We start from the raw sequence: 23,711 nt of genomic DNA, 5'->3' as shown, positions 1-23,711 counted from the left end.
TATTTTTACATATCTGTAAATCAATTCAAAATGAGCTTTTATTGGGTAAAAACAAATTCATTCATAAAAAGGGTATTTTCTAAATATTGCTGGGACATTCCAAACAATGAAAAGAAAATATACCTAACATTTGATGATGGCCCTACTCCTGAAATTACAGACTGGGTTTTATCAGAATTGAAAAAGTTTGATGCCAAAGCCACTTTTTTCTGTATTGGAAAAAACATTAAAGCGAACTTAGCTTTGTTTGAAAAACTCATTACCGAGGGCCATTCTATTGGCAATCATACCATGAATCATGTTAACGGATGGAAAAGCAACAACAACGACTACATTGAAAATGTACAAAATTGTGCTGCTGTTCTGGAAGAAGAAAAAACATGCAACCTGATATTTCGCCCTCCTTATGGAAAAATCAAAAAGGCTCAGTCTAAAATCCTGCGTAAATTAGGCTATAAAATTATCATGTGGGATGTTTTAAGTGCAGATTTTGACCAGAGTATTACGCCTGAAAAATGCCTTGAAAATGTTACTAAAAATGTAAAATCCGGAAGCGTAATTGTATTTCATGACAGCATAAAAGCATCACCAAATTTAAAATTTGCCCTGCCTAAAACTTTACACTTTTTAAAGGAAAACGGATATACATTTGACATTATTCACTAAATAATGCCTGCAAAGAAGTAGTATTTTATAAATTGAATTGTTCCTGGACAATTCCAATAATTGTATTCGCATCAAGTTCTCCTGATTGTCTCCAGATCATTTGTCCTTCTTTATAGATCATTAAAGTAGGAAGTCCTTTGATACGTAATGCTTCTGCTAATTCCTGATTTTTATCTACATCAATTTTAATCACTTTGGCTTTATCGCCTAGTGCAGCCGCAACATCCTTAATAACAGGATGCATCGATACAGATGATTCGTTCCAATCTGTGTAAAAATCAATTAACACTGGAACCTGAGCATTGATAAGTTCTCCAAATTTTGACATAAAACCAACAATTTAATTCTTTTTTAATCTGTTAAAAAGAGATAATTATATACAAATGTAGCATTTTTAACGAATTAAGCCACATTGTTCCCTTTTTTTAGTTCAATCACTGTTATTTCTGGCATAATACCCACTCGCCCCGGATAAGCGTGAAAACCAAATCCGCGGTTTACATAAACGTATCGGCCTGCATTTTCGTATAGACCAGCCCATTGTTTGTAAATATATTGTGCCAGACTCCACTTAAAATATCCCGGAATTTCTATCCCAAACTGCATACCGTGAGTATGTCCGGATAATGTTAAATGAAAGTTTTTAGGATGATTTTTAATCTCGTATTCCCAATGACTCGGATCATGACTCATTAAGACTTTAAAATCGTCCTGATGCACATTTTGAGAAGCCTTGTTAAGATCACCGGCTTTTTTAAAATTCTGCCCCCAATTCTCTACTCCAATTAACGCAATTTTATCATCGCCTTTTTGAATATATGTATGTTCGTTTAATAAAAGCTCAAACCCAATTTGTCCGTACAGATTTTTAATAGCTGCAAAGTTCTCATCCTTTTCTTTTTCAGAAGGCCAGGTTACATATTCTCCATAATCATGGTTTCCTAAAACTGAGTATTTACCATATTTATAATTTTTTATTCGGTTAAAAGTATTCAGCCACGGATTCATTTCTTTAGCATGCGTATTGACAATATCTCCGGTAAACAAAATCATATCTGCTTCCTGCTCATTGATCAGATCAATTGCATAATTTATCTTGTCCGGATTATCAAAACTTCCGCTATGCACATCTGAAATCTGAGTAATCCTAAAACCATCAAAAGCATCCGGTAAATCCGGAAAGAATACTGTTTGTTTTATAACTTTAAAATTATATTTTCCTTCAAAGATTCCATATATTAAAGATAAAAATGGCACAGCCGCCAGACCTAAAGCAATCTGACTGATAAACTTTCGTCGGTCAGGCATTATTTCTCCTCTTGAAGCATTGTACATGAAATAGTTTAAGATTCCCGCTCCTAGTCTAAAAATATCTTCACCTAATAAAACCAGTGTGATAACAATTTTCGGAACATATACCAATAACATCAGCCCCATGGTAAACATGGTTTGCTTGGTTTGTCCTACTGAACGATCAAACTGCGTAAAAGAGTAAATGATAAAAATTAAAAGCAGTACACTTATAACCTGATAACTTACCAAAGCCCATCTTAATTTAATTAAAGTACGAATGGCTTGATAGGAATAGAACTCAATAAATAAGAAAAGAGCACATAGAATTACAAAACGAAGGATCATTTGTTATAGTTTTAAGCAAAGTAACAAAGAATGAAAATTTTATTGCTTTTTATTATCAAAAATTTAACTCAAAATAATAACAAAAGCTGATAGATTTCTCTACCAGCTTTCTCTCTACCAAATTTTTTAAAACCTTTATAATCCACAACACGGTTTATTTGCATAAACCAACGTCGTTTTATTTTTGAGCTTTTGCAGCTTCTGGTTTTGCAGCTTCTGCTTTTTTAGCTTTTTTGTCTGCTTTTTTGTCTTTTTTAGGAGCTTTAGCTTCTTTTACAGGAGCTGTTTGTGCTGGAGTTGTTTGAGCGCTTACCATTGCAGTTGTTCCTAAAACAGCTACTGCTAACATTACTAATTTTTTCATGATTTTGAGTTTTTATGATTATTATTTCATTTATTATACCTCAAAGATATACTCGTTAAATGAAGATTAAATGAAGATTGACCCTCTTAGAAAAAATTAACTTTTAATTATGTTTTACAGCTTCCGGAAACAACAACATAAAGGTTGTACCTTCATTTATCTGCGAAGTAACTTTTATTTCGATATGATGAAAAGAAGCAATACTATCAGCAATAGCAAGACCTAAACCCTGACCTTCCTGATCTGAACTAACTCTGGCAAACCGATTAAATATATTTTCAATTTGAGAAGCATTCATCCCAATACCGGAATCTGTTATAGAAATAAAATAATTGTTTTCCAGAAAAGCATCCGCAACCTCAATAGTCCCATGAGGCTTATTATACTTCAAAGCATTTGTTACAAGATTGTATATCAAAATATGAATTAACGTTTTATTACCTCTAAAACTAAAATTATGCTGCATTTTATTTAAAAACTGAATTTCACGATCTTCAATCCTGTCCTGCAAATCTTCCTGCAAATCATTGATTATTTCATGAAAGTTAATATCCTCGTTTGCTTCATACTGATTGTTTTCGATTCTGGAAATCAACAACAGATTATTGATAATCTTCTTTAACATATCTAATGTTCTGAGCGAACCCGCAATCTTATCAAAAGTATTATCATCCAGCGAATCATTTTGAAGTAAATTTTCGAACTTACTTTTAAGCAGTGCAATTGGCGTAAGCAATTCGTGAGATACATTCGAAATAAATTGTTTTTCTTTTTTAAAAAGCTCAGCGATACGATCCATCATCTGATTTAAAACAAAATCCAGCTCTCTAAAATCGCGTGACCTTGCTTTTATGGGTGTATGATCAAAGGCTTCCGGTTCATTAACCCGCCTTATTTTAGTATCAATAATTTTATAAAAGGGTTTGAGCAGATATTCGATATAAAATGTATCTGCCAGAAATGTAATAAACAGTATGACGACAAAAACAATTATAATAAAAAACTTGATGATAAAAGTAAGGTCTTTTACTTCATCGAGACTACTTCCTATTTCCAGCTGATATCCCTGATTATCGTATGTAAAATGGTATTGCAGAATTCGATATTCATTTTCCTCACCTTCAATGATCCGATACTCATTCGTAAAAACAGCTTTTTTTTGATTTGCTTTTACCGGAGATCGCGAAAGCACCAGAAACTCACTGTGCAATGTTGTAAACTGAGAATACGTTTCGGTCGAATCATCTGAGTTTTCGATGAAATCATTAATTTCATTCCGGTCTAAATGATCAATAAACTTGTGTTTTTTTTCGAGTAACCCATTGTTTATATGTCTGTAAACCACATTTTCAACCAAAATTGGCAGCATAAGCCACAATACTAAAATCACCAGTAATCTGGTCAGTGCATTAAAAATAGCCAATTGGTGTTTTATCTTCACAGTAGTTTATTTACTCATTAATACGATAACCAACATTGCGAACCGTTTCGAACCAGTCGATAGCAGTATGTTTATCTAATTTTTTTCTAAGGTTTCGAACATGAACATCAATAAAATTAGAATCTGAGTTTACCTCCAGAATATCTCCCCAGATATGTTCTGTTAATTGCAATCTTGTTATAACACGATTTTTATTAAGCACCAAATACTGAAAAATATCAAATTCTTTTTTGGTAAGGTTAATTGGCACTTCATTATAACTTACTTTATAATCCTGAAGCTGTAGTAAAAAACCATGAATAGTTAAATTATTCAGGGTAAAACCATGAATTCTGCGAATAACGGCAAATAATCTGGCACTAAGTTCTGTTAAAGCAAATGGTTTTGTGAGATAATCATCGGCACCAAGATGCAAACCATTTATCCTATCGTCTAATTCTCCTCTGGCTGTAAGTACAATAACAGCAATTTTTGATTTGGTTTTGCGAACCGTTTTCAAAACCTCAAACCCGTCTCCGTCCGGCAATCCCAAATCCAGAAGCATTGCATCATAATCATTACTGCCAACTTCTTCTAATGCATCACTGCAATTATGAGCAATTTTACAAACGTAACCTACGTTGCACAAAAAATCGTAAACTTCTACAGCAAGTTCCTTGTTATCTTCAACAATTAGAATATTCATAATACAGCGTTTAAGCGCAACTAAATTTAAGCAATTCTAAAAATAAAATGGTTACGCATTATTAAAAAATTTAACGAATCAAAAAAGCTGATAAATTTCTTTACCAGCTTTCTCCATCTGCATTCTCATAATCATTACTTCTGTTTTGCCTCCTTACACTTCTTAGAAAGCAAAACAAAAACAACTCTTATTATTTCATTTTAGTAGTCTCAGCTTTTGGAGCTTCACTGTTTTCTGATTTGGCTTTTTTATCACCTTTGTTTTTGTGATGGTGTTTTGTAGCTTTTACTTCTTTTGCAGGAGCTGCCTGAGTTGGAGTTGTTTGAGCACTAACCATTACACTTGTTCCTAAAACTGCTGCTAATACGATAAATAAATTTTTCATGACTTTTAAATTTTAAATTAACGACCTATTATTTTATGATAACCTTTTTTTATTATTTTTTTACTTTAGTAGTTTCTGCTTTTGGAGCTTCGCTTTTTTCTGATTTTACTTTTTTATCAGATTTACTTTTAGGGTGTTTAGTTGCTTTTACCTCTTTTGCAGGAGTTGTTTTCGGATCTTTTGCAGGAAACGCATGAACCATTACACTTGTACCTAAAACTGCAACTAATAACATCAATAAATTTCTCATGATTTCTAATATTTTTAAATTAATAACCTTTTACTTTATAATACCTTTATTTTATTTTTTTACTTTTGGAGTCTCAGCTTTTGGAGCTTCACTTTTTTCTGATTTTGCTTTTTTATTAGATTTGTTTTTTGAATGTTTGGTTGCTTTTACCTCTTTTACAGGGATTGTTTTAACCTCTTTTGCAGGACCAACTTTTACAATTACAGGAAACGCATTAACCATAGTGCCTGTTCCTAAAACTGCTACTAATGCTATCAATAAATTTCTCATGATTTCTAATATTTAAAGATTAATACCTTTTATTTTACAGATCAAATGTACCCCTGTAATATGAAGAGAAAATGAAGAAATTACCGAATCTAAATATTTTAACTTCACATTAACTTTTAAGGTTTTATCACATAAGATATATAAGGTCTGAGAAAATCTTTTTAGTTTAATTTTTGACTAGTCAATTGTATTTAAAGCCAATTGTTTATTTTTACACACTAATATTTTTTTTATGTCAACTCAAAAACGTCTTTTTCTTCTCGATGCTTACGCTTTAATTTTTCGTGGTTATTATGCCTTTATAAAAAATCCGCGAATTAACTCTAAAGGAATGGATACATCTGCAATTATGGGGTTCATGAACTCCCTTTTGGATGTTATTAAAAGAGAAAAACCAGATCATCTGGCTGTAGCTTTCGATAAAGGCGGAAGCCAGTTACGTAACGAAATATTTCCTGAATATAAAGCAAACCGTGATGTCACTCCGGAAGCCATCAAAATTGCGGTTCCTTATATATGTGAATTATTAAAAGCAATGCATATTCCGATTATTGAAGTTGAAGGTTTTGAAGCCGATGATTTAATTGGAACTATTGCCAAACAAGCCGAAAAAGAAAATTATAAAGTTTATATGGTAACTCCTGATAAGGATTTTGCCCAGCTGGTTTCTGAAAATATTTTCATGTACAAACCGGCACGTATGGGTAACGGAATCGAAATTTGGGGAGTTCCTGAAGTATTACAGAAATTCGAAATCGAACATCCTGAACAAGTAATTGATTTTCTTGGAATGATGGGTGATGCTGCCGATAACATTCCTGGGCTTCCGGGAGTTGGAGAAGTAACCGCCAAAAAGCTTTTAAAAGAATTTGGCACCATGGAAAACCTTTTAGCCAATACAGACAAGCTGAAAGGAAAAATGAAAGAGAATATCGAAGCCAACAAAGAGAAAGGATTATTATCTAAAAAACTGGCTACTATATTATTGGATTGTCCGGTAACTTTTAATGAAGATGATTACGAATTAACGCGTCCTGATATTGAAAAAACAGATGCTATTTTTCAGGAATTGGAATTTAGAAGAATGGCGGAACAATTTGATAATTTATTTAAAACTGACGGAGGAAACGAATTGGTAAACAATACTCCTGATCCTAAATTATACAAGAAACCACAACCTAAAAACGAAGATCAGTTTGACCTTTTTGGAGGCGGAGAAACAACGAATGAAGATACCGAAACCAGAACTTCGTTCTACAATACTTTAGAAAACACACCTCACTCCTATCAGGCTATTGAAGGTGACTTAGGTATTAAATTGCTTTTACAAAATCTACAAAAGCAAACTGCCGTTTGTTTTGATACTGAAACGACCGGTTTAGACGCTTTGCATGCTGAATTAGTCGGAATGTCATTTTCTTATGAAAAAGGAAAAGCATTCTACATTCCGTTTCCGGAAAATCAGGAAGAAGCTCAGGTTTTAATTGAAAAATTCAGACCATTTTTTGAAAATGAAGACATCGAAAAAATAGGTCAGAATTTAAAATACGACTTAAAAATACTTTCTAACTATGGCATTGCTGTAAAAGGAAAACTTTTTGACACTATGATTGCACACTATCTGATCAATCCGGATATGCGTCATAATATGGATATTTTATCTGAAACCTATTTAAAATATTCTCCAAAATCAATTGAAACTTTAATTGGTAAAAAAGGAAAGAATCAGATCTCAATGCGCGAAGTAGCGTTAGAAGACATCAAAGAATATGCTGCTGAAGATGCTGACGTGACGCTACAGTTAAAAGAAATTTTTACTACAGAATTAGATAAAACTGAAACTAAAAAGTTATTTGATGAAATCGAAATTCCGCTTGTAAGCGTTCTGGCTGCAATGGAGACAGAAGGAATTCGTCTGGATGTTAATTTCTTAAAAGAAATGTCTAAAGAAATGGATGTTGAAATCAAATCTTTAGAAGAAAAAATATACGAAACTGCCGGCGAGAAATTCAATCTGGCTTCCCCAAAACAATTAGGAGATATTTTATTTGATAAATTAAAAATTGGCGGAGCAAAACAAAAGAAAACCAAAACAGGTCAATATGCTACCGGTGAAGAAGTTTTAACCTATTTGGCAAACGACAATCCAATTGTAAAACAAATTCTGGATTGGCGTCAAATGGTAAAACTACAAAGTACTTATATCTTAGCTTTACCGGAACAGGTAGACAAAAAAACATTGCGTGTTCATACCGATTATATGCAAACTGTTGCCGCAACAGGCCGTTTGAGTTCTAATAATCCAAACTTACAAAACATCCCGATTCGTACCGAAAGAGGTCGTCAGATTCGTAAAGCTTTTGTTGCCCGTGATGAAAACTACACTTTAATTTCTGCCGATTACTCGCAAATTGAATTAAGGATTATTGCCGCCTTAAGTGGTGAAGAAAATATGATTGCTGCTTTTCAAAACGGAGAAGATATTCACAAAGCCACTGCTGCAAAAGTTTTTGATGTGCCTTTAGACCAAGTTTCGCGCGAACAAAGAAGCAACGCCAAAACAGTAAACTTCGGAATCATATATGGTGTCTCTGCTTTTGGATTAAGTAATCAGACTTCGTTATCAAGAAGCGAAAGTGCTGCTTTGATCGAAGCATATTACAAAACATACCCTAGATTAAAATCATACATTCAGGAACAAATCGAATTTGCCCGCGAAAAAGGCTATGTACAAACGATTTTAGGCCGTCGTCGTTATTTAAAAGACATTAATTCGGCAAATGCCGTAGTTCGTAGTGCTGCTGAACGAAATGCTGTAAATGCGCCAATTCAGGGAAGCGCTGCCGATGTGATTAAGATTGCCATGATTAACATTCATAAGAAACTAAAAGAAGAAAACTGGAAATCTAAAATGTTACTTCAGGTTCATGATGAGCTTGTGTTCGATGTTCACAACGACGAACTCGAAAAAATTCAGCCAATGATCAAACACGAAATGGAAAATGCTTTTATTATGAGTGTACCTTTAGATGTTGAACTTGGATTAGGTAAAGACTGGCTGGAAGCACATTAATAGTTTTAGATTTTAATGATGCTACCTTTTAAAAGAACCATCTTTAAATTAACCATAAAAAAAACCATCAGTTTCTGCTGATGGTTTTTCTTTATTATTTAGATTTTCTAGTTGACTCTCGTTCTTTCAATTTTGTTTTGATAACGATAGTTTCATAATCTGATGTTTCTCCTTCCGGCTCTTCTAATCTTTGGATTAATCTTTTGGCAGCAACTTCTCCAATTTCAATTCCGTGCTGGCTTACCGTAGTTAAACTTGGCGACAAACGTCTTGAAGCCAGAATTCCGTCAGCAAAACCTATTATCGAAATATCTTCAGGAACCCTATATCCTTTTTTCAGGCTTACTCTTAATGCGGCAACTGAATCATTTTCATCCAAAGCAAAAATAGCATCAATTTTATTTTCAAAAATAGCATCAATTTTAGCTTTCATATCTTCTTCAGAATCGGTACGAAGAATGATTTTTTCGTTTATTGGAATATTATTGTCTTTTAGAGCCTTCAAATATCCGTCAGCTCTTAATTTTCCAACACTCAGATTATCAACAGAAGAAATCAGGGCAATATTTTTACATCCTAAATTAATTAAGTGCTGTGTAGAATTTAATGCCGAATCGAAATCATCAACCACTACTTTATCACAATCCACTTCATCCGCAATACGATCAAACATTACAATTGGAGTTCCGTCATTTATGATAGCAGAGAAATGATTGTAATCCTGAAGTTTTTGAGCCTCCTCAGAAACAGATAAAATAAATCCGTCAATAGTACCATTGCTCAACATTTCAAGTGTATGAATTTCTTTTTCCAGAGATTCATTCGAAATACAGGTAATTACATTATATCCTTTTTTATCTGCTACTTTTTCGATACCACTAAAAACCTTTGCAAAAAAGGAGTTCAATATATTAGGTATAATTACACCAATTGTTTTAGTCTTACGATTCTTTAAATTCAGACCAATAACATTTGGTTTATAATTTTTGAGTTTGGCATACTCCTTAATCTTCACCTTCGTTTGCTCACTAATTTCAGGGCTATCATTTAATGCCTTAGAAACCGTCGATACAGAAACACCAAGTTCTTTCGCAATTTGTTTTAGAGTTGCTTTAGCTTTCATTTAATACTATTTTATGTAATTAATACAAATATAGTAGAATTACCTAAAATAAAACAAAAAACACGCATTAGTATTTGAATTTATAAGGTGTTTTTAAAATAAATTTAAAATACTTCGATTTTCCAAAACCGCATCTCATAAAATTTCGTTAATAACCTAATACACGTTATTAACCTTTTAAAAGACCTTGATTATGAAAAACGAAGTTAAAATTCATGAAGTTGACCCTTCACTGAATAACAGAAGGAGCTTTCTGAAGCTCAGCGGACTAACATTAGTTACTGCAGGTTTGGTTTTGGCTGGATGCAGCAACAATGATGACGATAACGGGCCGGAAGATACCTCGTTACCAGGAATTAGAAATGGCGTATTCGACTTAGGTTCTGGGGATTTTGGAGTATTAACTTATGCTTATGCTCTGGAACAACTGGAAGCCGACTTTTATACTAAAGTTGTAAATTCTACAAGTTTCAACAGTGCTTTTAATGATGTTGAACGTCAGGTATTAACTGACCTGTATCATCATGAAGTAATTCACAGAGATTTTTTTAAAGCTGCTTTGACCGGTGCACTTCCCAATCCAAGCACTCAGTTGCTTCCAACTTTAGCTTTTAATTATGGTTCTCTAAACTTTAATAGCCGTACTGATGTTCTTGCAACAGCAAAAGCACTTGAGGACACAGGTGTTGCAGCTTACAACGGAGCCGGAAAACTAATTAAAAGTGCCGACTATTTATTATTAGCCGGAAAAATTGTTTCTGTCGAAGCGAGGCACGCATCAGCAATCAGAAGTTTAATCAATCCTAATTCTAAGGATTTTGCTGGCGATGATATTATTAGCACATCAACTGGTTTGGATGTTGCTAAAGATCCTTCTAAAATTCTACCAATTGCCGGAGGCTTTATTACCACAAAATTTACTGCCAAATATTTACCTTAATCTTAACTAGCTAAAACTTAGAAATTATGAATATTTTAAAATTTATAGAGACATTTACTGATGACAGCTTAATGAGAAGCACTGGTTCAAGAAGAGACAGTTTTAATCAGTTTGCAAATATAGGAAAAACACTGGCATACGCTTCAATCCCATTCGGATTGTCTGCAATGGCCAATAAAGCATTCGCAAAACCAATCACTGCAACACCAGCAACGCCGATTGGGGCTTTGCAGTTTGCATTAACACTAGAATATCTGGAAAATGAATTTTACGCTATGGCATTAGATTCCGGAGTAATTCCGGCATCAGAAAATGGAGGTCGTGACTTAAAAGTTTTTCAACAAATAGCTGCTCACGAATCCAATCATGTTAAATTTTTGATTGCAGGACTAGGCGGAACAGCAAGTGCAAACTTTGTTCCTAAACCTACTTTTGATTTTACAGTTGGAGGCGCATTTGATCCGTTTCATGATTATCCAACTTTTTTAGCACTGGCTCAGGCTTTTGAGGATACTGGCGTAAGAGCCTACAAAGGTCAGGCAGGAAATCTAATTTCGACACCTGATTTATTGACTGCCGCATTACAGATTCACTCTGTAGAAGCACGTCATGCTTCAGAAGTACGACGATTGAGAAAATTAAAAGGATGGATTACAAACGACGAAAGAGGTCCGGGAATGCCTAGTCAGACACAAGCTGTATATAATGGCGAAGGCGTTACTGTTCAGGCAGGATTTAACACAGCAACTGCATTTGGCGCTGCCGCAGGCTCAGAAGCTTATGATGAACCACTTACGACACAACAAGTCGTTGATATTGCCAATTTATTTATTGTTTAGTAAAAAACAATTCTAAATATTGAACCACCTTCGCGTTATTCTGAAGGTGGTTTTTTTTTATTGTTTTAAATAGAAAACTGATGCCCTGATTTTCAGCAGATAAAATATTCTTTTCAGGTATTTGGTTTTAAAATAATTAATTGTACTTTTGCATCCCCTTTATTGGGGATGGAATGTTTAATTAAAATAATATTATGGACGCATTAAGCTACAAGACAATTTCAGCTAGCAAAGCCACTGTAACTAAAGAGTGGATTGTTGTTGATGCAGAAGGTCACAACTTAGGACGTCTTGCTTCAAAGGTTGCGATGATCTTAAGAGGTAAGTACAAGCCAAGTTACACACCGCACGTTGACTGTGGAGATAACGTAATTGTTATCAACTCAGAAAAAATTAACCTTACAGGTACAAAAATGAATGACAAAATTTACATGCGTCATACAGGTTACCCAGGAGGACAAAGAACTTTAACTGCTAAAGTATTGCAATCTAAAAACCCTGCATTATTAGTAGAAAAAGCTGTAAAAGGAATGTTACCTAAAAACAAATTAGGAGCTGAACTTTTTAGAAATCTAAATGTTGTTGTAGGATCTGAGCACACTCACGGAGCTCAAAAACCTAGAACTGTTAACCTAAACGATCTTAAGTAATGGGAGTTATTCACAAAATCGGTAGAAGAAAAACCGCTGTTGCACGTGTATATGTTTCTGAAGGAACAGGTAAAATCACTGTAAACAAAAAAGAATTCGCAACTTACTTTCCAACTGCAACTTTACAATACAAAGTTTTACAACCAATGTCTATGACAGAAAACGTAAACAACTTTGATGTAAAAGTAAACGTTTACGGAGGTGGTTCAACTGGTCAGGCAGAAGCTGTAAGAATGGCATTAGCACGCGTAATGTGTGAAGTTAACGCTGAAAACAGAGCTATCTTAAAACCAGAAGGTTTATTAACAAGAGACCCAAGAATGGTTGAACGTAAGAAATTCGGTCAGAAGAAAGCTCGTAAGAGATTCCAATTCTCTAAACGTTAATATTACCTGTCTTGTTCAAATGGGACAAGACATTATCAATTATTTATTGAAATTAAAAAACACAGTTATTGTTGCTCTCCTACCGAGGTAGGATATAGTTTAGCATCTAAATGTATAAAGCCAGAGAAATCGCCATTTATACATTGCTAATCAACAGAACGTAAACTAGTACAAAAATGGCAAACAAAATAGAAGTAAAAGAATTACTAGAAGCAGGTGTTCACTTCGGACACATGACTAGAAAATGGGATCCAAACATGGCTCCTTACATTTATATGGAGCGTAATGGTATTCACATTATCAATCTATATAAAACTGCAGCTAAAATTGAAGAAGCTAACGAAGCTTTGAAAAAAATCGCTGCATCAGGTAGAAAAATCTTATTCGTAGCTACCAAAAAACAAGCAAAAGACATCGTTGCTGATAAAGCAAAAGCTGCAAACATGCCTTACATCACTGAAAGATGGCCAGGTGGAATGCTAACTAACTTCGTAACTATCAGAAAGGCAGTTAAAAAAATGTCTTCTATCGATAAAATGAAGAAAGACGGTACTTTCATGACTCTTTCTAAAAAAGAGCGTTTGCAAGTTGATCGTTTACGTGCTAAATTAGAGAAAAACTTAGGTTCAATTGCTGATATGTCTAGACTACCTGCAGCATTGTTCGTAGTAGATATCAAAGCTGAACACATCGCAATAAAAGAAGCACAAAAATTAAACATTCCAGTTTTCGCAATGGTTGACACGAATTCTGACCCAAGAGAGGTTGATTACGTTATTCCTGCAAATGATGATGCTTCTAAATCAATTGACAAAATTTTATCTTTAGTAACTACTGCAGTAATCGAAGGTCTTTCTGACAGAGGTTCTGAAAAAGAGACTGAAGCTCCTGCTGAAGAAGCTACTCCTGCTGTTGAAGCAGAAGCTGCTCCTGCAACTGAAGAATAAATCAAATTTAAATTCCAAATTTTAAATTCTAAAATCCAAATACAAATTAAAAACGTTATGTTGATAATTTAATAAAATTGGAGTTTAGAATTTAAAAGATGGAATTTTTACTTTTAACATTAAAATTCAAAATATTATGGCAACAATTACTGCTGCAGACGTAAATAAATTAAGACAATCTACAGGTGCCGGAATGATGGACTGTAAAAAAGCTTTAGTTGAAGCTGATGGAGATTTCGATAAAGCTATACAAGTCCTTAGAGAAAAAGGACAAAAAGTTGCTGCTAACCGTTCTGACCGTGAGTCTTCTGAAGGAGCTGCTGTTTCTTTTATCAATGCAGACAACACTAAAGGAGCTATCATCACTTTAAACTGCGAAACTGACTTCGTAGGTAAAAATGAAGCTTTCGTAACTTTAGCTAAAGATTTAGTAGAAAGAGCTATTAACTTCTCTTCTAAAGAAGAATTTTTAGCTTCTGATTTTAACGGAATTACTGTTGCTGAAAAATTAATCGAGCAAACAGGTGTTATCGGTGAGAAAATCGAAATCGGTGGTTTCGAAATTTTAGAAGGTGCTTTCGTTGGATCTTATGTTCACGTTAACAAAATTGCTGCTTTAACTGCAATTTCTGCTGCAATTCCTAACGCTGACGTTTTAACTAAAGATGTTTCTATGCAAGTTGCTTCTATGGGAGCTGATACATTATCTTACAAAGATTTTGATCCTGCTTTTGTTGAATCTGAACTTGCTGCTCGTATTGCTGTAATCGAAAAAGATAATGAAGAAGCAAAACGTTTAGGAAAAACTTTAAAAAATGTTCCTAAATATATTTCTTTCTCTCAATTGACTGAAGAAGTTTTAAAACAAGCTGAAGAAGATGCTAAAGCTGAATTAAAAGCTGAAGGTAAACCAGAGCAAATTTGGGACAAAATTATCCCAGGAAAAGTGCAACGTTTTATCTCTGACAACACTACTTTAGATCAAGAGAAAGCTTTGTTAGATCAAAACTTTATCAAAGACGATAGTAAAAAAGTTGGTGATTACGTTAAAGGATTCAACGTTGAAATCACAGGTTTCAAAAGAGTTACTTTAGGTTAATATATTATTATTTCAATATAAAAAGCCCTGAATATATTTATTCAGGGCTTTTTTATTGGCATTAAACCAATCTGTTCAACCTTTAAATGTCATTAAACTGAGGCTTTTTTATTCGAGATCTTATTTTAAAATTTCAGTTAAAAAGCCAGCTCTTATTTGATAAAAAAAAATCCCCGAATAATACTTATCCGGGGATTTAACTAGATTTTCATCTTATTATTTTTTATCCTTAATTGGAAAATTTCTGGCACGCATTAACGCATCAGACTTAGGAGCTCTTCCTCTGAAATTTTCATAAGCTTTCTCCTGATCGATTGTATTTCCAACACTGAAAACAGTATCATAAAGTCTTTTAGCTACTTTTTTATCATAAGGACCTTTTCCTTCTGTAAAAGCTTCCCAAGCATCAGCATTGATCACATCTGCCCATAAATAACTGTAGTATCCGGCAGCATATCCATCACTTGAAAAAATATGTCCAAATTGTGGAATACGATGACGCATTACAATTTCTGAAGGCATATGAAGCGCATCTAAAGTTTCTTTTTCAAATTTATGCGGATCGATAGGCTCTGTAGCTAAATGAAGTTTCATATCTACTAAAGAACTTGAAATAGTTTCTACAGTAGAGAAACCTTCTCCAAAATTAGCCGCTTTTTCAATTCTGTCAACCAGAGCCTGTGGCATTGGCTGATTTGTTTTATAATGCAACGCGAATTTATTCAATACTTCTGGAGTCGACAACCAGTGCTCTAATAATTGTGAAGGGAATTCAACATAATCTCTTGCAACAGAAGTTCCTGCCAGGCTCGGGTAAGTTACGTTTGAGCATAATCCGTGAAGTGCATGCCCAAATTCATGGAATAAAGTACTTGCATCTTCCCAAGAAATCAAGATTGGTTCATTTGGTGCACCTTTAACAAAATTACAGTTATTAGAAACAATTGTAAGCACATCTCCATCTAGTTTTTGCTGATCGCGGTATGCATTCATCCAAGCTCCTGAACGCTTTCCTGCACGTGCGTAAGGATCAAAGTACCATAATCCCACAACTTTGCCTGTAACTTTATTGCTTACTTCCCAAACACGTACATCTGGATGATATACCGGAACATTTGTAATTTGTTTGAAACTTAGATTAAATAATTCGCCTGCAACCCAAAACATACCTTCGCGTAGTTTTTCTAACTGAAGATATGGCTTAACTTCATTTTGATCTAAGTCATATTTTGCTTTTCTAACTTTCTCAGCATAAAAACGATAATCCCAAGGCTGAATTTTAAATTTACCGCCTTCAGCATCCACTATTTTTTGCATTTCGGCAACATCTTTATGTACTTGTTCCACAGCAGGTTCCCAAACTGACTCCATTAATGCTAAAGTCTTTTTTGGATCTTTTGCCATTTTGTTAGACAAACTCCAATCAGCGAAAGTTGGATAACCCAATAATTTTGCTTTTTGAGTACGTAATTGCAAGATAGAAACAAGCGTTGCATTGTTATCATTTTCGTTGCCATTATCGCCACGTTTAACAAAAATATCAAATGCTTTTTCTCGTAAATCTCTACGATTTGAAAATGTCAAAAATGGCTCAATTGAAGAACGTGTATTAGCAATACAACCCATTACATTCAATTTTCTTTCTTTTGCTTCAGCAATAGCAGCATTTTTAACTTCGGTTGGCAAACCAGCAAAATCACTTTCTGTTTTTAATTCAACATATTGATTATGCTCTTCTGCCAGTAAGTTTTGGCTAAAACGTGTAAAAAGTGTCGCTAATTCTTTGTTTATTCCAGCAACTTTTGCTTTATCAGCATCGTTTAACTGAGCGCCCTGACGAACAAAATTGGTATAATACAGCCAAATCAAACGTTGTTGCTCGCCTGTAAGTTTGCTTTTTTCTTTTGAATTATATACGGTTTCAATTCTGGTAAATAATTTTTTATTCTGATTGATTTTATCTGAAAACTCAGAAAATTTTGGCGACAATTCTCTATCGATTGCACTAAATTCTGGACTGCTTAAATTTGATCTGTAAATTCCGTAAACTGTCATGATTCTTTCGATTGTTTGCCCGGAACGCTCCATAGCAACAATAGTATTTTCGAAAGTAGCTGGTTTTGGATTATTAGCAATAACATCTACTTCATTTAGTTTTTCCTGAATAGCAAATTCAAGTGCAGGTTTAAAATCTGAAACCTTGTATTCATTAAAAGCCGGAACTCCGCCATAAGGCCCTGTCCATTTTTTAACCAAAGGATTATCAGAAATATTCTGTGCGTTGGCCGCAAATAAGGTTGTTCCCATGAGAAAAATTGTCATTAATTTTTTCATTATCATTAAATTTGATTTAAGTATGTTACTGTTCCAAATGTAACTAAAATTCGTCTTCAAAATAAAATTTTAACTTTCTGATTCCCCTTCAGACATCTCTAAATTTAATTTTAATCGGCTATAACTTATAGAGAAATAGTTTAAATTTGAGACTTTATTTACCAATCACATGTTTAAAACCAGAAAAGAAATTGTATTTGTCATTCTCGCAGGCATCTTTATAACTAATGCCGTTGTAGCAGAACTTATTGGAGGAAAATTAATTCAAGTTGGCCCATTTGTAATGAGTATTGGTATTTTGCCCTGGCCTGTAGTATTTTTAACTACCGATTTAATCAATGAATACTTTGGAGAAAAAGGCGTTAAAAAACTTTCTTTTATCACCGCCTGTTTAATTGCTTATGCTTTTCTGATTTTATTTATGGCAATTGTAATTCCTGCTGCAAAGGGAATTAGTCCTGTAAATGACGAGCAATTTCAGGCTGTTTTTGGACAGAGTATGTGGATTATTATAGGAAGTTTAATTGCTTTTATGGCTTCTCAATTAATCGATGTCTGGATTTTTTGGTTCTTTAAAAGACGTACCGGAGAAAGAAAAATATGGCTCAGAACAACAGGATCAACAGTGATTTCTCAACTGTTTGATTCGTTTATTGTTCTTGGAATTGCTTTTTGGTTGCCCGGAAAAATCAATTTCGAAACCTTTCTTTCATCAGCTTTAATTGGTTATACCTTTAAATTATCAATAGCCATTATACTAACTCCCCTTATTTATGCCGGACATCATTTGATTAAAAAATATTTAGATGAGGATCCTGATCATAAAAAGTCTAAACACAGAAAATAATGGACAACGAAAATCAAATAAGATGCGGTTGGTGCTCCGCCAGTGATTTATATAAAAAATACCATGACGAAGAATGGGGCGTTCCTATTTATGACGATCCGTCTATATTTGAATTTTTAATCCTGGAAACTTTTCAGGCTGGTTTAAGCTGGATTACCATTTTAAACAAAAGAGAAAACTTCAGAGCTGCTTTTGACCATTTTGATTATAAAAAAATCGCCAATTATTCTGAAGAAAAAATTGAATCTTTATTACTTGACAGCGGAATTATTCGCAATAAACTTAAAATTCGCGCTACTGTTTCAAATGCTCAGGCTTTTATGAAAGTACAGGAGGAATTTGGCAGTTTTTCTGATTACATCTGGAAATTTACCAATGGAAAACCCATAAACAACAATCCAAAAACATTAAAAGACGTCCCCGCCACTACTCCACTTTCTGATGAAATTAGTAAAGATTTGAAAAAACGCGGATTCAAATTCGTTGGATCAACAGTAATTTATGCTCACATGCAAGCTACCGGAATGGTCAATGATCATATCGAAGATTGCTGGACAAGGATAAAGTAAACGTTTTTGTTTCAGGTTGAGTTGTTTCTATAATAGAAACAAAAAAGTACTTTTCGCATTTAACCTGAAATCTGAAACTTGATTTTTTTTTTAACTCCCAAGCAAAAATTACCTATATTTGCTTCACACTTTAGGGGTGTCTACAACTTGTAGGCTGAGATTTTACCCTCTGAACCTGATCTAGTTCATACTAGCGTAGGGAAAAGTAAGATGACTTCTGCGCGCATACTTATGCGTAATTGTAGCCATTCCTAAGGTATAACACATACTAAACTTACAAGGAATGGAACTAAAAATCAACCAACAAATCAAACAATTCAATGCTGAATCGCTAAGCGTTCAATCATTGCTCGATCTCGAAATTCCGAATAAACAAAACGGAATCGCCGTTGCTATCAACAATACCGTTGTTCCAAAAATCAAATGGAACGAATTCCTCCTACAAGAAACCGACGAAATTTTAATTATTTCTGCCACTCAGGGCGGTTAATTTTTGAAAATCCGAGAAAGAAATTGCTTTGCCTTTTCGCTATCGTTCAAGTCCACATTTCAATTGCTCACAAAGGGTATACAGGTTACCGTATGTCTCTGCAACAACTCATAACTTATAACTCATAACTTCTTTTCCTATGACTACAGAAGAACAAATCTCAAGAACTCCTTTTCCCAACTCCAGAAAAGTATACGTAAACGGTGAAATCCACCCAATTCAAGTCGCCATGCGCGAAGTCATTTTAAGTGACACTAAACTTTCTAATGGTGGAATTGAAAAAAATCCACCCGTAACAGTTTATGATACTTCCGGCCCTTATACAGATCCAAACATCGAAATCGATATTCGCAAAGGATTGCCACGCTTACGCGAAAGTTGGATTCTGAACCGAAATGATGTTGAAATCCTCGAAGAAATCACATCAGATTACGGACAAAGCCGATTAAAAGATGAAAGTTTAAATCATCTTCGTTTTGAATATTTACATCAGCCTAAAAGAGCTAAAAAAGGCGCAAACGTAACGCAGTTATATTACGCTAAACAAGGAATTATTACCCCGGAAATGGAATATATTGCGATTCGCGAAAACCAGCGAATTGAATTATTGAACGAACAAACCAAGGCGATGAAATGCCAGCATAGCGGACATAGTTTTGGAGCCAATACACCAAAAAGTAAAATTACTCCGGAATTTGTTCGTGCTGAAGTTGCCTGCGGGAGAGCCATAATTCCAAACAACATCAATCATCCTGAAAGTGAACCTATGATTGTTGGGCGTAATTTTCTGGTCAAAATCAATGCTAATATCGGAAACAGCGCTGTGACTTCGAGTATTGAAGAAGAAGTTGAAAAAGCCGTTTGGGCTTGCCGTTGGGGCGCTGACACGATCATGGATTTGTCTACAGGAAAAAATATTCACGAAACCAGAGAATGGATTATTCGTAATTCACCTGTTCCTATTGGAACTGTACCAATTTATCAGGCTCTGGAAAAAGTAAAAGGAATCGCCGAAGATTTGACCTGGGAAGTTTTCCGTGATACTTTAATCGAACAGGCAGAACAAGGTGTTTCTTATTTCACCATTCACGCTGGAGTTTTATTGCGTTACATTCATTTAACCGCTGATCGTGTTACCGGAATCGTTTCGCGTGGTGGATCAATCATGGCAAAATGGTGTTTATTTCATCATAAAGAAAACTTCCTGTACACCCATTTTGAAGAAATCTGCGAAATCATGAAACAATATGATGTTGCTTTTTCTTTGGGAGATGGTTTACGTCCGGGTTCAATTGCAGATGCGAACGATGCTGCTCAATTTGCCGAATTAGAAACTTTAGGAGAGTTAACCAAAATTGCCTGGAAACACGATGTACAGGTTTTTATTGAAGGTCCGGGTCACGTACCAATGCATATGATCAAAGAAAACATGGACAAACAATTGGAACATTGTCATGAAGCTCCGTTCTATACTTTAGGCCCTTTAACAACTGATATCGCACCGGGTTACGATCATATTACCTCTGCTATTGGAGCTGCCATGATTGGCTGGTACGGTTGTGCCATGTTGTGTTATGTAACCCCAAAAGAACATCTTGGTTTGCCCAACAAAAAAGATGTAAAAGACGGAGTGATTACCTATAAAATTTCAGCTCATGCTGCTGATTTGGCAAAAGGTCATCCGGGTGCACAATATCGAGACAATGCTTTGAGCAAAGCCCGTTTTGAATTCCGTTGGGAAGATCAGTTTAACCTTTCATTAGATCCTGACACAGCACGAGAGTTTCACGATGAGACACTTCCGGCTGATGGTGCAAAAGTGGCTCATTTTTGTTCGATGTGCGGACCGAAATTCTGCTCTATGAAAATATCTCAGGAGATTCGTGATGTTGCTGCTGCCGAAAAAGGCATGCAGGAGAAATCAGAAGAATTTATTGAGCAGGGAAAAGAAATTTACATCTAGAGTTTTAGAATATAGAATAAAGAGAAAAGATATGCTCGTAATTTCTAATCCTTTTGCTGTAGCAAATGAAATCAAAATAATTCATTCTTTGTTTGAAGAAGGATTGTCTTTACTTCATATCCGGAAACCTGATTTTTCTAAATTGGAAATGGCTGCATTTATTCATCAGATAAAATTAGAATACAGAAATAAACTCGTTTTGCACCATCATCACGCTTTGGCAGAAGATTTTGGCATTAACCGAATTCATTTTTCTGAAAACGAAAGAAAAGATTCTCTTGAATTTGCACCGTTTTTTAAACCTGATAAATACAAATCAACATCAACACATGCTATTGAAGATTTTAATTCTTTAGAAAACGAATTTGAGCACGCTTTTCTTAGTCCTGTTTTTAAAAGTATTTCTAAAGAAAATTATCATCCAAAGATCAATCTATTTGAAGCTTTAAAATCAAGAACCAACTTTAAGACAAAAGTGATCGCTTTAGGCGGAATTGATCCTGATAATATTGCAAAAACACTTGAAAATGGCTTTGATAATGTGGCGCTTTTAGGAACAATCTGGAATCATGAAAATCCAATAAAACAATTCAAATTATGTCAGCAAATCGTCCATTCGTACTCTCTATAGCTGGTTTTGATCCTTCAGGAGGTGCCGGTGTTCTGGCAGACATCAAAACATTTGAGCAGCATCAGGTTAGCGGATTTGCTATTCTGACAGCTAATACGATACAAACCGAAAACAATTTTCATGTTATCCAATGGACCGATTTAAGTTTTGTAATTCGCTCTGTTGAAACTTTTTTTAAGGACTATAAAATCAGTGCCGTAAAAATTGGGATCGTCCCTTCTTTACATTATCTCAACCGAATTCTTTCGACAATAAAATTATTATCCCCAACAACACAAATTGTCTGGGATCCTGTTTTAAAATCAACAACAAAATTCGAATTTATGAATGTGGAAGATCAACTCGATTTAAACCAAATTTTATCTAAAATAAATCTGATTACACCAAATTATAACGAAATAGAAGTTTTATTTCCAGGTTTTATCCTGAACAACCTTTGGCTCAAAGATGAAGTTTCAACATCAATTCTATTAAAAGGCGGACATAATGCTGCAGCAATTGGAACAGATCGTTTATTCATTAAAAACGAAATTATTGATTTGTTTCCCTCTGAAAAAAAATGCTTTGAAAAACACGGTTCTGGCTGTGTATTATCATCTGCTATAACAGCAAATCTCGCCCTTAACCAATCCCAAATCGAAGCCTGCAAAAACGCAAAAACCTACATCGAAAATTACCTGGGTTCAACTTCAAACTTAATTGGATATCACTATGTACCATAAACTGCAATATATTTCTCAAGGAAAAACAATCGAAGAACAATTGTACAATATTCATCAGGCACTGGATGCAGGATGTGACTGGATACAACTGCGTTTTAAAGATCAGACAGTAAAAGACACTTATGCTCTGGCTGAAGCTGTAAAATTTTTATGCGAAGAATACCTCGCTAATTTTATTGTCAACGACAATTTATCTCTCGCTCAGCAAATTGCGGCAGATGGTGTGCACTTAGGGCTTTCGGATATGAAAATTGACGAAGCCAGAGCGATTTTAGGCAGTACAAAAATCATAGGCGGGACCGCAAACACTTTTGAGGATATAAAAAATCACGTCAAAAATGGTTGCGATTATATTGGGCTAGGCCCTTTTAGGTTTACGAATACAAAAGAAAAATTAAGCCCAATATTAGGTTTATCAGGATATTTTGAAATTTTGAGACAAATGAAAAAAAACAAAATACAAATTCCTGTTTATGCTATTGGCGGAATCGAATTAAATGACATAAACCCTTTAATGGAAACCGGAATTCATGGTATTGCCGTTTCAGGAATGATTACCAATAGCGACAAAAAGAAGAAATTAATTCAACAGTTAAACGAAAAATTATATGCAAACGTCATTGTTTAAAATTGGAGATAAAACCTTAACCTCCCGCCTATTTTTAGGAACAGGGAAGTTTGGTTCAAACCATCAAATGGAAGAAGCAATTTTGGCTTCAGAAAGCGAATTGGTTACGGTTGCACTTAAGCGCATTGATCTCGAAACAGAAACTGATGCCATTCTCTCGCATTTAAAACATCCAAACATCAATTTATTACCCAATACTTCGGGCGCGAGAAATGCCAAAGAAGCTGTTTTTGCATCGCAATTAGCTCGTGAAGCATTAGAAACAAACTGGATCAAACTTGAAATTCATCCTGATCCAAAATACTTAATGCCGGATCCAATTGAAACTTTAAAAGCTACAGAAGAACTCGTCAAACTTGGTTTTTTTGTTCTCCCGTATATTCACGCTGATCCTGTTTTGTGTAAACATTTAGAGAACGCAGGAACGACTGCTGTTATGCCTTTGGGTTCCCCAATTGGCAGTAATAAAGGTTTAAAAACAATCGATTTTCTGGAAATTATTATTGAACAAAGTACTGTTCCTGTAATTGTTGATGCCGGAATTGGCGCTCCGTCTGATGCTGCAAAAGCCATGGAAATTGGCGCCGATGCTGTTTTGGTTAATACTGCAATTGCTGTAGCAGGAAATCCGAAATTAATGGCTGAGGCTTTTAAAGAAGCTGTAATTGCCGGACGAAAAGCTTTTGAAGCTAAAGTTGCAAATCAGCAAAATTATGCTTCGGCTTCAAGCCCTTTAACCTCTTTCTTATATGAATAAAATTATTTCACGCA

The 23,711-nt window shown here is 34.6% G+C and carries 26 protein-coding genes and 1 riboswitch; of the genes, 16 read left to right on the top strand and 10 right to left on the bottom strand.

The window, feature by feature from the left end; genetic code table 11:
* Positions 1 to 30: 30 nt before the first annotated feature.
* Complete coding sequence (locus A4F88_RS22375) at positions 31 to 666, top strand: polysaccharide deacetylase family protein (protein WP_068844991.1); 636 nt, start codon at positions 31 to 33, stop codon at positions 664 to 666.
* Positions 667 to 691: 25 nt separating this feature from the next.
* Here A4F88_RS22375 and A4F88_RS22370 read toward each other — a convergent pair whose 3' ends face one another.
* The 8 genes from A4F88_RS22370 to A4F88_RS22335 all read right to left on the bottom strand — a co-directional run bounded on the left by A4F88_RS22370 (position 692) and on the right by A4F88_RS22335 (position 5,699).
* Positions 692 to 994: a thioredoxin family protein gene (locus tag A4F88_RS22370; RefSeq protein ID WP_068844990.1), complete on the bottom strand. Its 303-nt coding sequence runs from the start codon at positions 992 to 994 to the stop codon at positions 692 to 694.
* 74 nt (positions 995 to 1,068) lie between these two features.
* Positions 1,069 to 2,304, bottom strand: coding sequence for a metallophosphoesterase (locus tag A4F88_RS22365; protein ID WP_068844989.1), 1,236 nt, complete (start codon positions 2,302 to 2,304; stop codon positions 1,069 to 1,071).
* Between the two features lie 178 nt (positions 2,305 to 2,482).
* Entirely contained in the window at positions 2,483 to 2,668 is a 186-nt protein-coding gene (locus A4F88_RS22360; protein WP_068844988.1) for a hypothetical protein, read from the bottom strand.
* A 103-nt stretch (positions 2,669 to 2,771) separates the two neighbouring features.
* A complete protein-coding gene (locus A4F88_RS22355; protein WP_245179197.1) occupies positions 2,772 to 4,109 on the bottom strand; it encodes a sensor histidine kinase in 1,338 nt (445 codons plus the stop codon).
* Positions 4,110 to 4,119: 10 nt separating this feature from the next.
* The gene (locus tag A4F88_RS22350; RefSeq protein ID WP_068844986.1) at positions 4,120 to 4,794 is read right to left on the bottom strand and encodes a response regulator transcription factor; all 675 of its coding nucleotides are present in this window, start codon (positions 4,792 to 4,794) and stop codon (positions 4,120 to 4,122) included.
* Positions 4,795 to 4,984: 190 nt separating this feature from the next.
* Complete coding sequence (locus A4F88_RS22345) at positions 4,985 to 5,179, bottom strand: hypothetical protein (protein ID WP_068844985.1); 195 nt, start codon at positions 5,177 to 5,179, stop codon at positions 4,985 to 4,987.
* Between the two features lie 52 nt (positions 5,180 to 5,231).
* Positions 5,232 to 5,429: a hypothetical protein gene (locus A4F88_RS22340; protein ID WP_068844984.1), complete on the bottom strand. Its 198-nt coding sequence runs from the start codon at positions 5,427 to 5,429 to the stop codon at positions 5,232 to 5,234.
* Positions 5,430 to 5,480: 51 nt separating this feature from the next.
* Entirely contained in the window at positions 5,481 to 5,699 is a 219-nt protein-coding gene (locus tag A4F88_RS22335) for a hypothetical protein (protein WP_068844983.1), read from the bottom strand.
* A gap of 232 nt (positions 5,700 to 5,931) precedes the next feature.
* Between A4F88_RS22335 and polA the strand changes: the two genes are divergently transcribed.
* Entirely contained in the window at positions 5,932 to 8,772 is a 2,841-nt protein-coding gene (gene polA / locus A4F88_RS22330; RefSeq protein WP_068844982.1) for a DNA polymerase I, read from the top strand.
* Positions 8,773 to 8,866: 94 nt separating this feature from the next.
* Here polA and A4F88_RS22325 read toward each other — a convergent pair whose 3' ends face one another.
* Positions 8,867 to 9,895 (bottom strand): LacI family DNA-binding transcriptional regulator, encoded by a 1,029-nt coding sequence (locus A4F88_RS22325; protein WP_068844981.1) that lies wholly within the window; start codon positions 9,893 to 9,895, stop codon positions 8,867 to 8,869.
* Positions 9,896 to 10,088: 193 nt separating this feature from the next.
* On the opposite strand from A4F88_RS22325, the gene A4F88_RS22320 reads away from it, so the two are divergent.
* The 6 genes from A4F88_RS22320 (at position 10,089) to tsf (ending at position 14,756) form a co-directional block, all read left to right on the top strand.
* Positions 10,089 to 10,835, top strand: a complete 747-nt coding sequence (locus A4F88_RS22320) for a ferritin-like domain-containing protein (protein WP_068844980.1) — start codon at positions 10,089 to 10,091, stop codon at positions 10,833 to 10,835.
* 26 nt (positions 10,836 to 10,861) lie between these two features.
* Complete coding sequence (locus A4F88_RS22315; protein WP_068844979.1) at positions 10,862 to 11,674, top strand: ferritin-like domain-containing protein; 813 nt, start codon at positions 10,862 to 10,864, stop codon at positions 11,672 to 11,674.
* Positions 11,675 to 11,868: 194 nt separating this feature from the next.
* Complete coding sequence (gene rplM / locus A4F88_RS22310; protein ID WP_068844978.1) at positions 11,869 to 12,324, top strand: 50S ribosomal protein L13; 456 nt, start codon at positions 11,869 to 11,871, stop codon at positions 12,322 to 12,324.
* Entirely contained in the window at positions 12,324 to 12,710 is a 387-nt protein-coding gene (rpsI, locus tag A4F88_RS22305; protein WP_007808909.1) for a 30S ribosomal protein S9, read from the top strand. The genes rplM and rpsI overlap by 1 nt, the downstream gene beginning before the upstream one ends.
* A 176-nt stretch (positions 12,711 to 12,886) precedes the next feature.
* Complete coding sequence (gene rpsB / locus A4F88_RS22300; RefSeq protein WP_068844977.1) at positions 12,887 to 13,657, top strand: 30S ribosomal protein S2; 771 nt, start codon at positions 12,887 to 12,889, stop codon at positions 13,655 to 13,657.
* 136 nt (positions 13,658 to 13,793) lie between these two features.
* The gene (gene tsf, locus A4F88_RS22295) at positions 13,794 to 14,756 is read left to right on the top strand and encodes a translation elongation factor Ts (protein ID WP_068844976.1); all 963 of its coding nucleotides are present in this window, start codon (positions 13,794 to 13,796) and stop codon (positions 14,754 to 14,756) included.
* 216 nt (positions 14,757 to 14,972) lie between these two features.
* Here tsf and A4F88_RS22290 read toward each other — a convergent pair whose 3' ends face one another.
* Complete coding sequence (locus A4F88_RS22290; RefSeq protein WP_082815835.1) at positions 14,973 to 17,090, bottom strand: M3 family metallopeptidase; 2,118 nt, start codon at positions 17,088 to 17,090, stop codon at positions 14,973 to 14,975.
* A gap of 169 nt (positions 17,091 to 17,259) precedes the next feature.
* On the opposite strand from A4F88_RS22290, the gene A4F88_RS22285 reads away from it, so the two are divergent.
* The 8 genes from A4F88_RS22285 (at position 17,260) to A4F88_RS22250 (ending at position 23,697) form a co-directional block, all read left to right on the top strand.
* Positions 17,260 to 17,937 carry a queuosine precursor transporter gene (locus A4F88_RS22285; protein ID WP_068844975.1) on the top strand — a complete coding sequence of 226 codons (678 nt, stop codon included), beginning with the start codon at positions 17,260 to 17,262 and terminating at the stop codon, positions 17,935 to 17,937.
* Entirely contained in the window at positions 17,937 to 18,506 is a 570-nt protein-coding gene (locus A4F88_RS22280; RefSeq protein ID WP_068844974.1) for a DNA-3-methyladenine glycosylase I, read from the top strand. Before A4F88_RS22285 ends, A4F88_RS22280 begins: the two co-directional genes overlap by 1 nt.
* Before the next feature lie 122 nt (positions 18,507 to 18,628).
* A riboswitch (TPP riboswitch) is annotated at positions 18,629 to 18,725 on the top strand.
* Between the two features lie 64 nt (positions 18,726 to 18,789).
* On the top strand, positions 18,790 to 18,996 hold the full coding sequence (gene thiS / locus A4F88_RS22275) for a sulfur carrier protein ThiS (RefSeq protein ID WP_068844973.1): 207 nt from the start codon (positions 18,790 to 18,792) through the stop codon (positions 18,994 to 18,996).
* A gap of 139 nt (positions 18,997 to 19,135) precedes the next feature.
* Positions 19,136 to 20,959, top strand: a complete 1,824-nt coding sequence (gene thiC / locus A4F88_RS22270; protein WP_068844972.1) for a phosphomethylpyrimidine synthase ThiC — start codon at positions 19,136 to 19,138, stop codon at positions 20,957 to 20,959.
* A gap of 31 nt (positions 20,960 to 20,990) precedes the next feature.
* Positions 20,991 to 21,590: a thiamine phosphate synthase gene (locus tag A4F88_RS22265; protein ID WP_068844971.1), complete on the top strand. Its 600-nt coding sequence runs from the start codon at positions 20,991 to 20,993 to the stop codon at positions 21,588 to 21,590.
* Positions 21,557 to 22,312 carry a hydroxymethylpyrimidine/phosphomethylpyrimidine kinase gene (locus A4F88_RS22260; RefSeq protein ID WP_068844970.1) on the top strand — a complete coding sequence of 252 codons (756 nt, stop codon included), beginning with the start codon at positions 21,557 to 21,559 and terminating at the stop codon, positions 22,310 to 22,312. Before A4F88_RS22265 ends, A4F88_RS22260 begins: the two co-directional genes overlap by 34 nt.
* Positions 22,302 to 22,940 (top strand): thiamine phosphate synthase, encoded by a 639-nt coding sequence (locus tag A4F88_RS22255; protein ID WP_068844969.1) that lies wholly within the window; start codon positions 22,302 to 22,304, stop codon positions 22,938 to 22,940. Before A4F88_RS22260 ends, A4F88_RS22255 begins: the two co-directional genes overlap by 11 nt.
* Positions 22,921 to 23,697, top strand: a complete 777-nt coding sequence (locus tag A4F88_RS22250; RefSeq protein WP_068844968.1) for a thiazole synthase — start codon at positions 22,921 to 22,923, stop codon at positions 23,695 to 23,697. Before A4F88_RS22255 ends, A4F88_RS22250 begins: the two co-directional genes overlap by 20 nt.
* The last annotated feature ends 14 nt before the right edge of the window (positions 23,698 to 23,711 follow it).

This window comes from Flavobacterium chilense (genome assembly GCF_001602525.1).
Lineage (GTDB): Bacteria > Bacteroidota > Bacteroidia > Flavobacteriales > Flavobacteriaceae > Flavobacterium > Flavobacterium chilense.
This window is presented reverse-complemented; position numbering and strand designations above follow the sequence as displayed.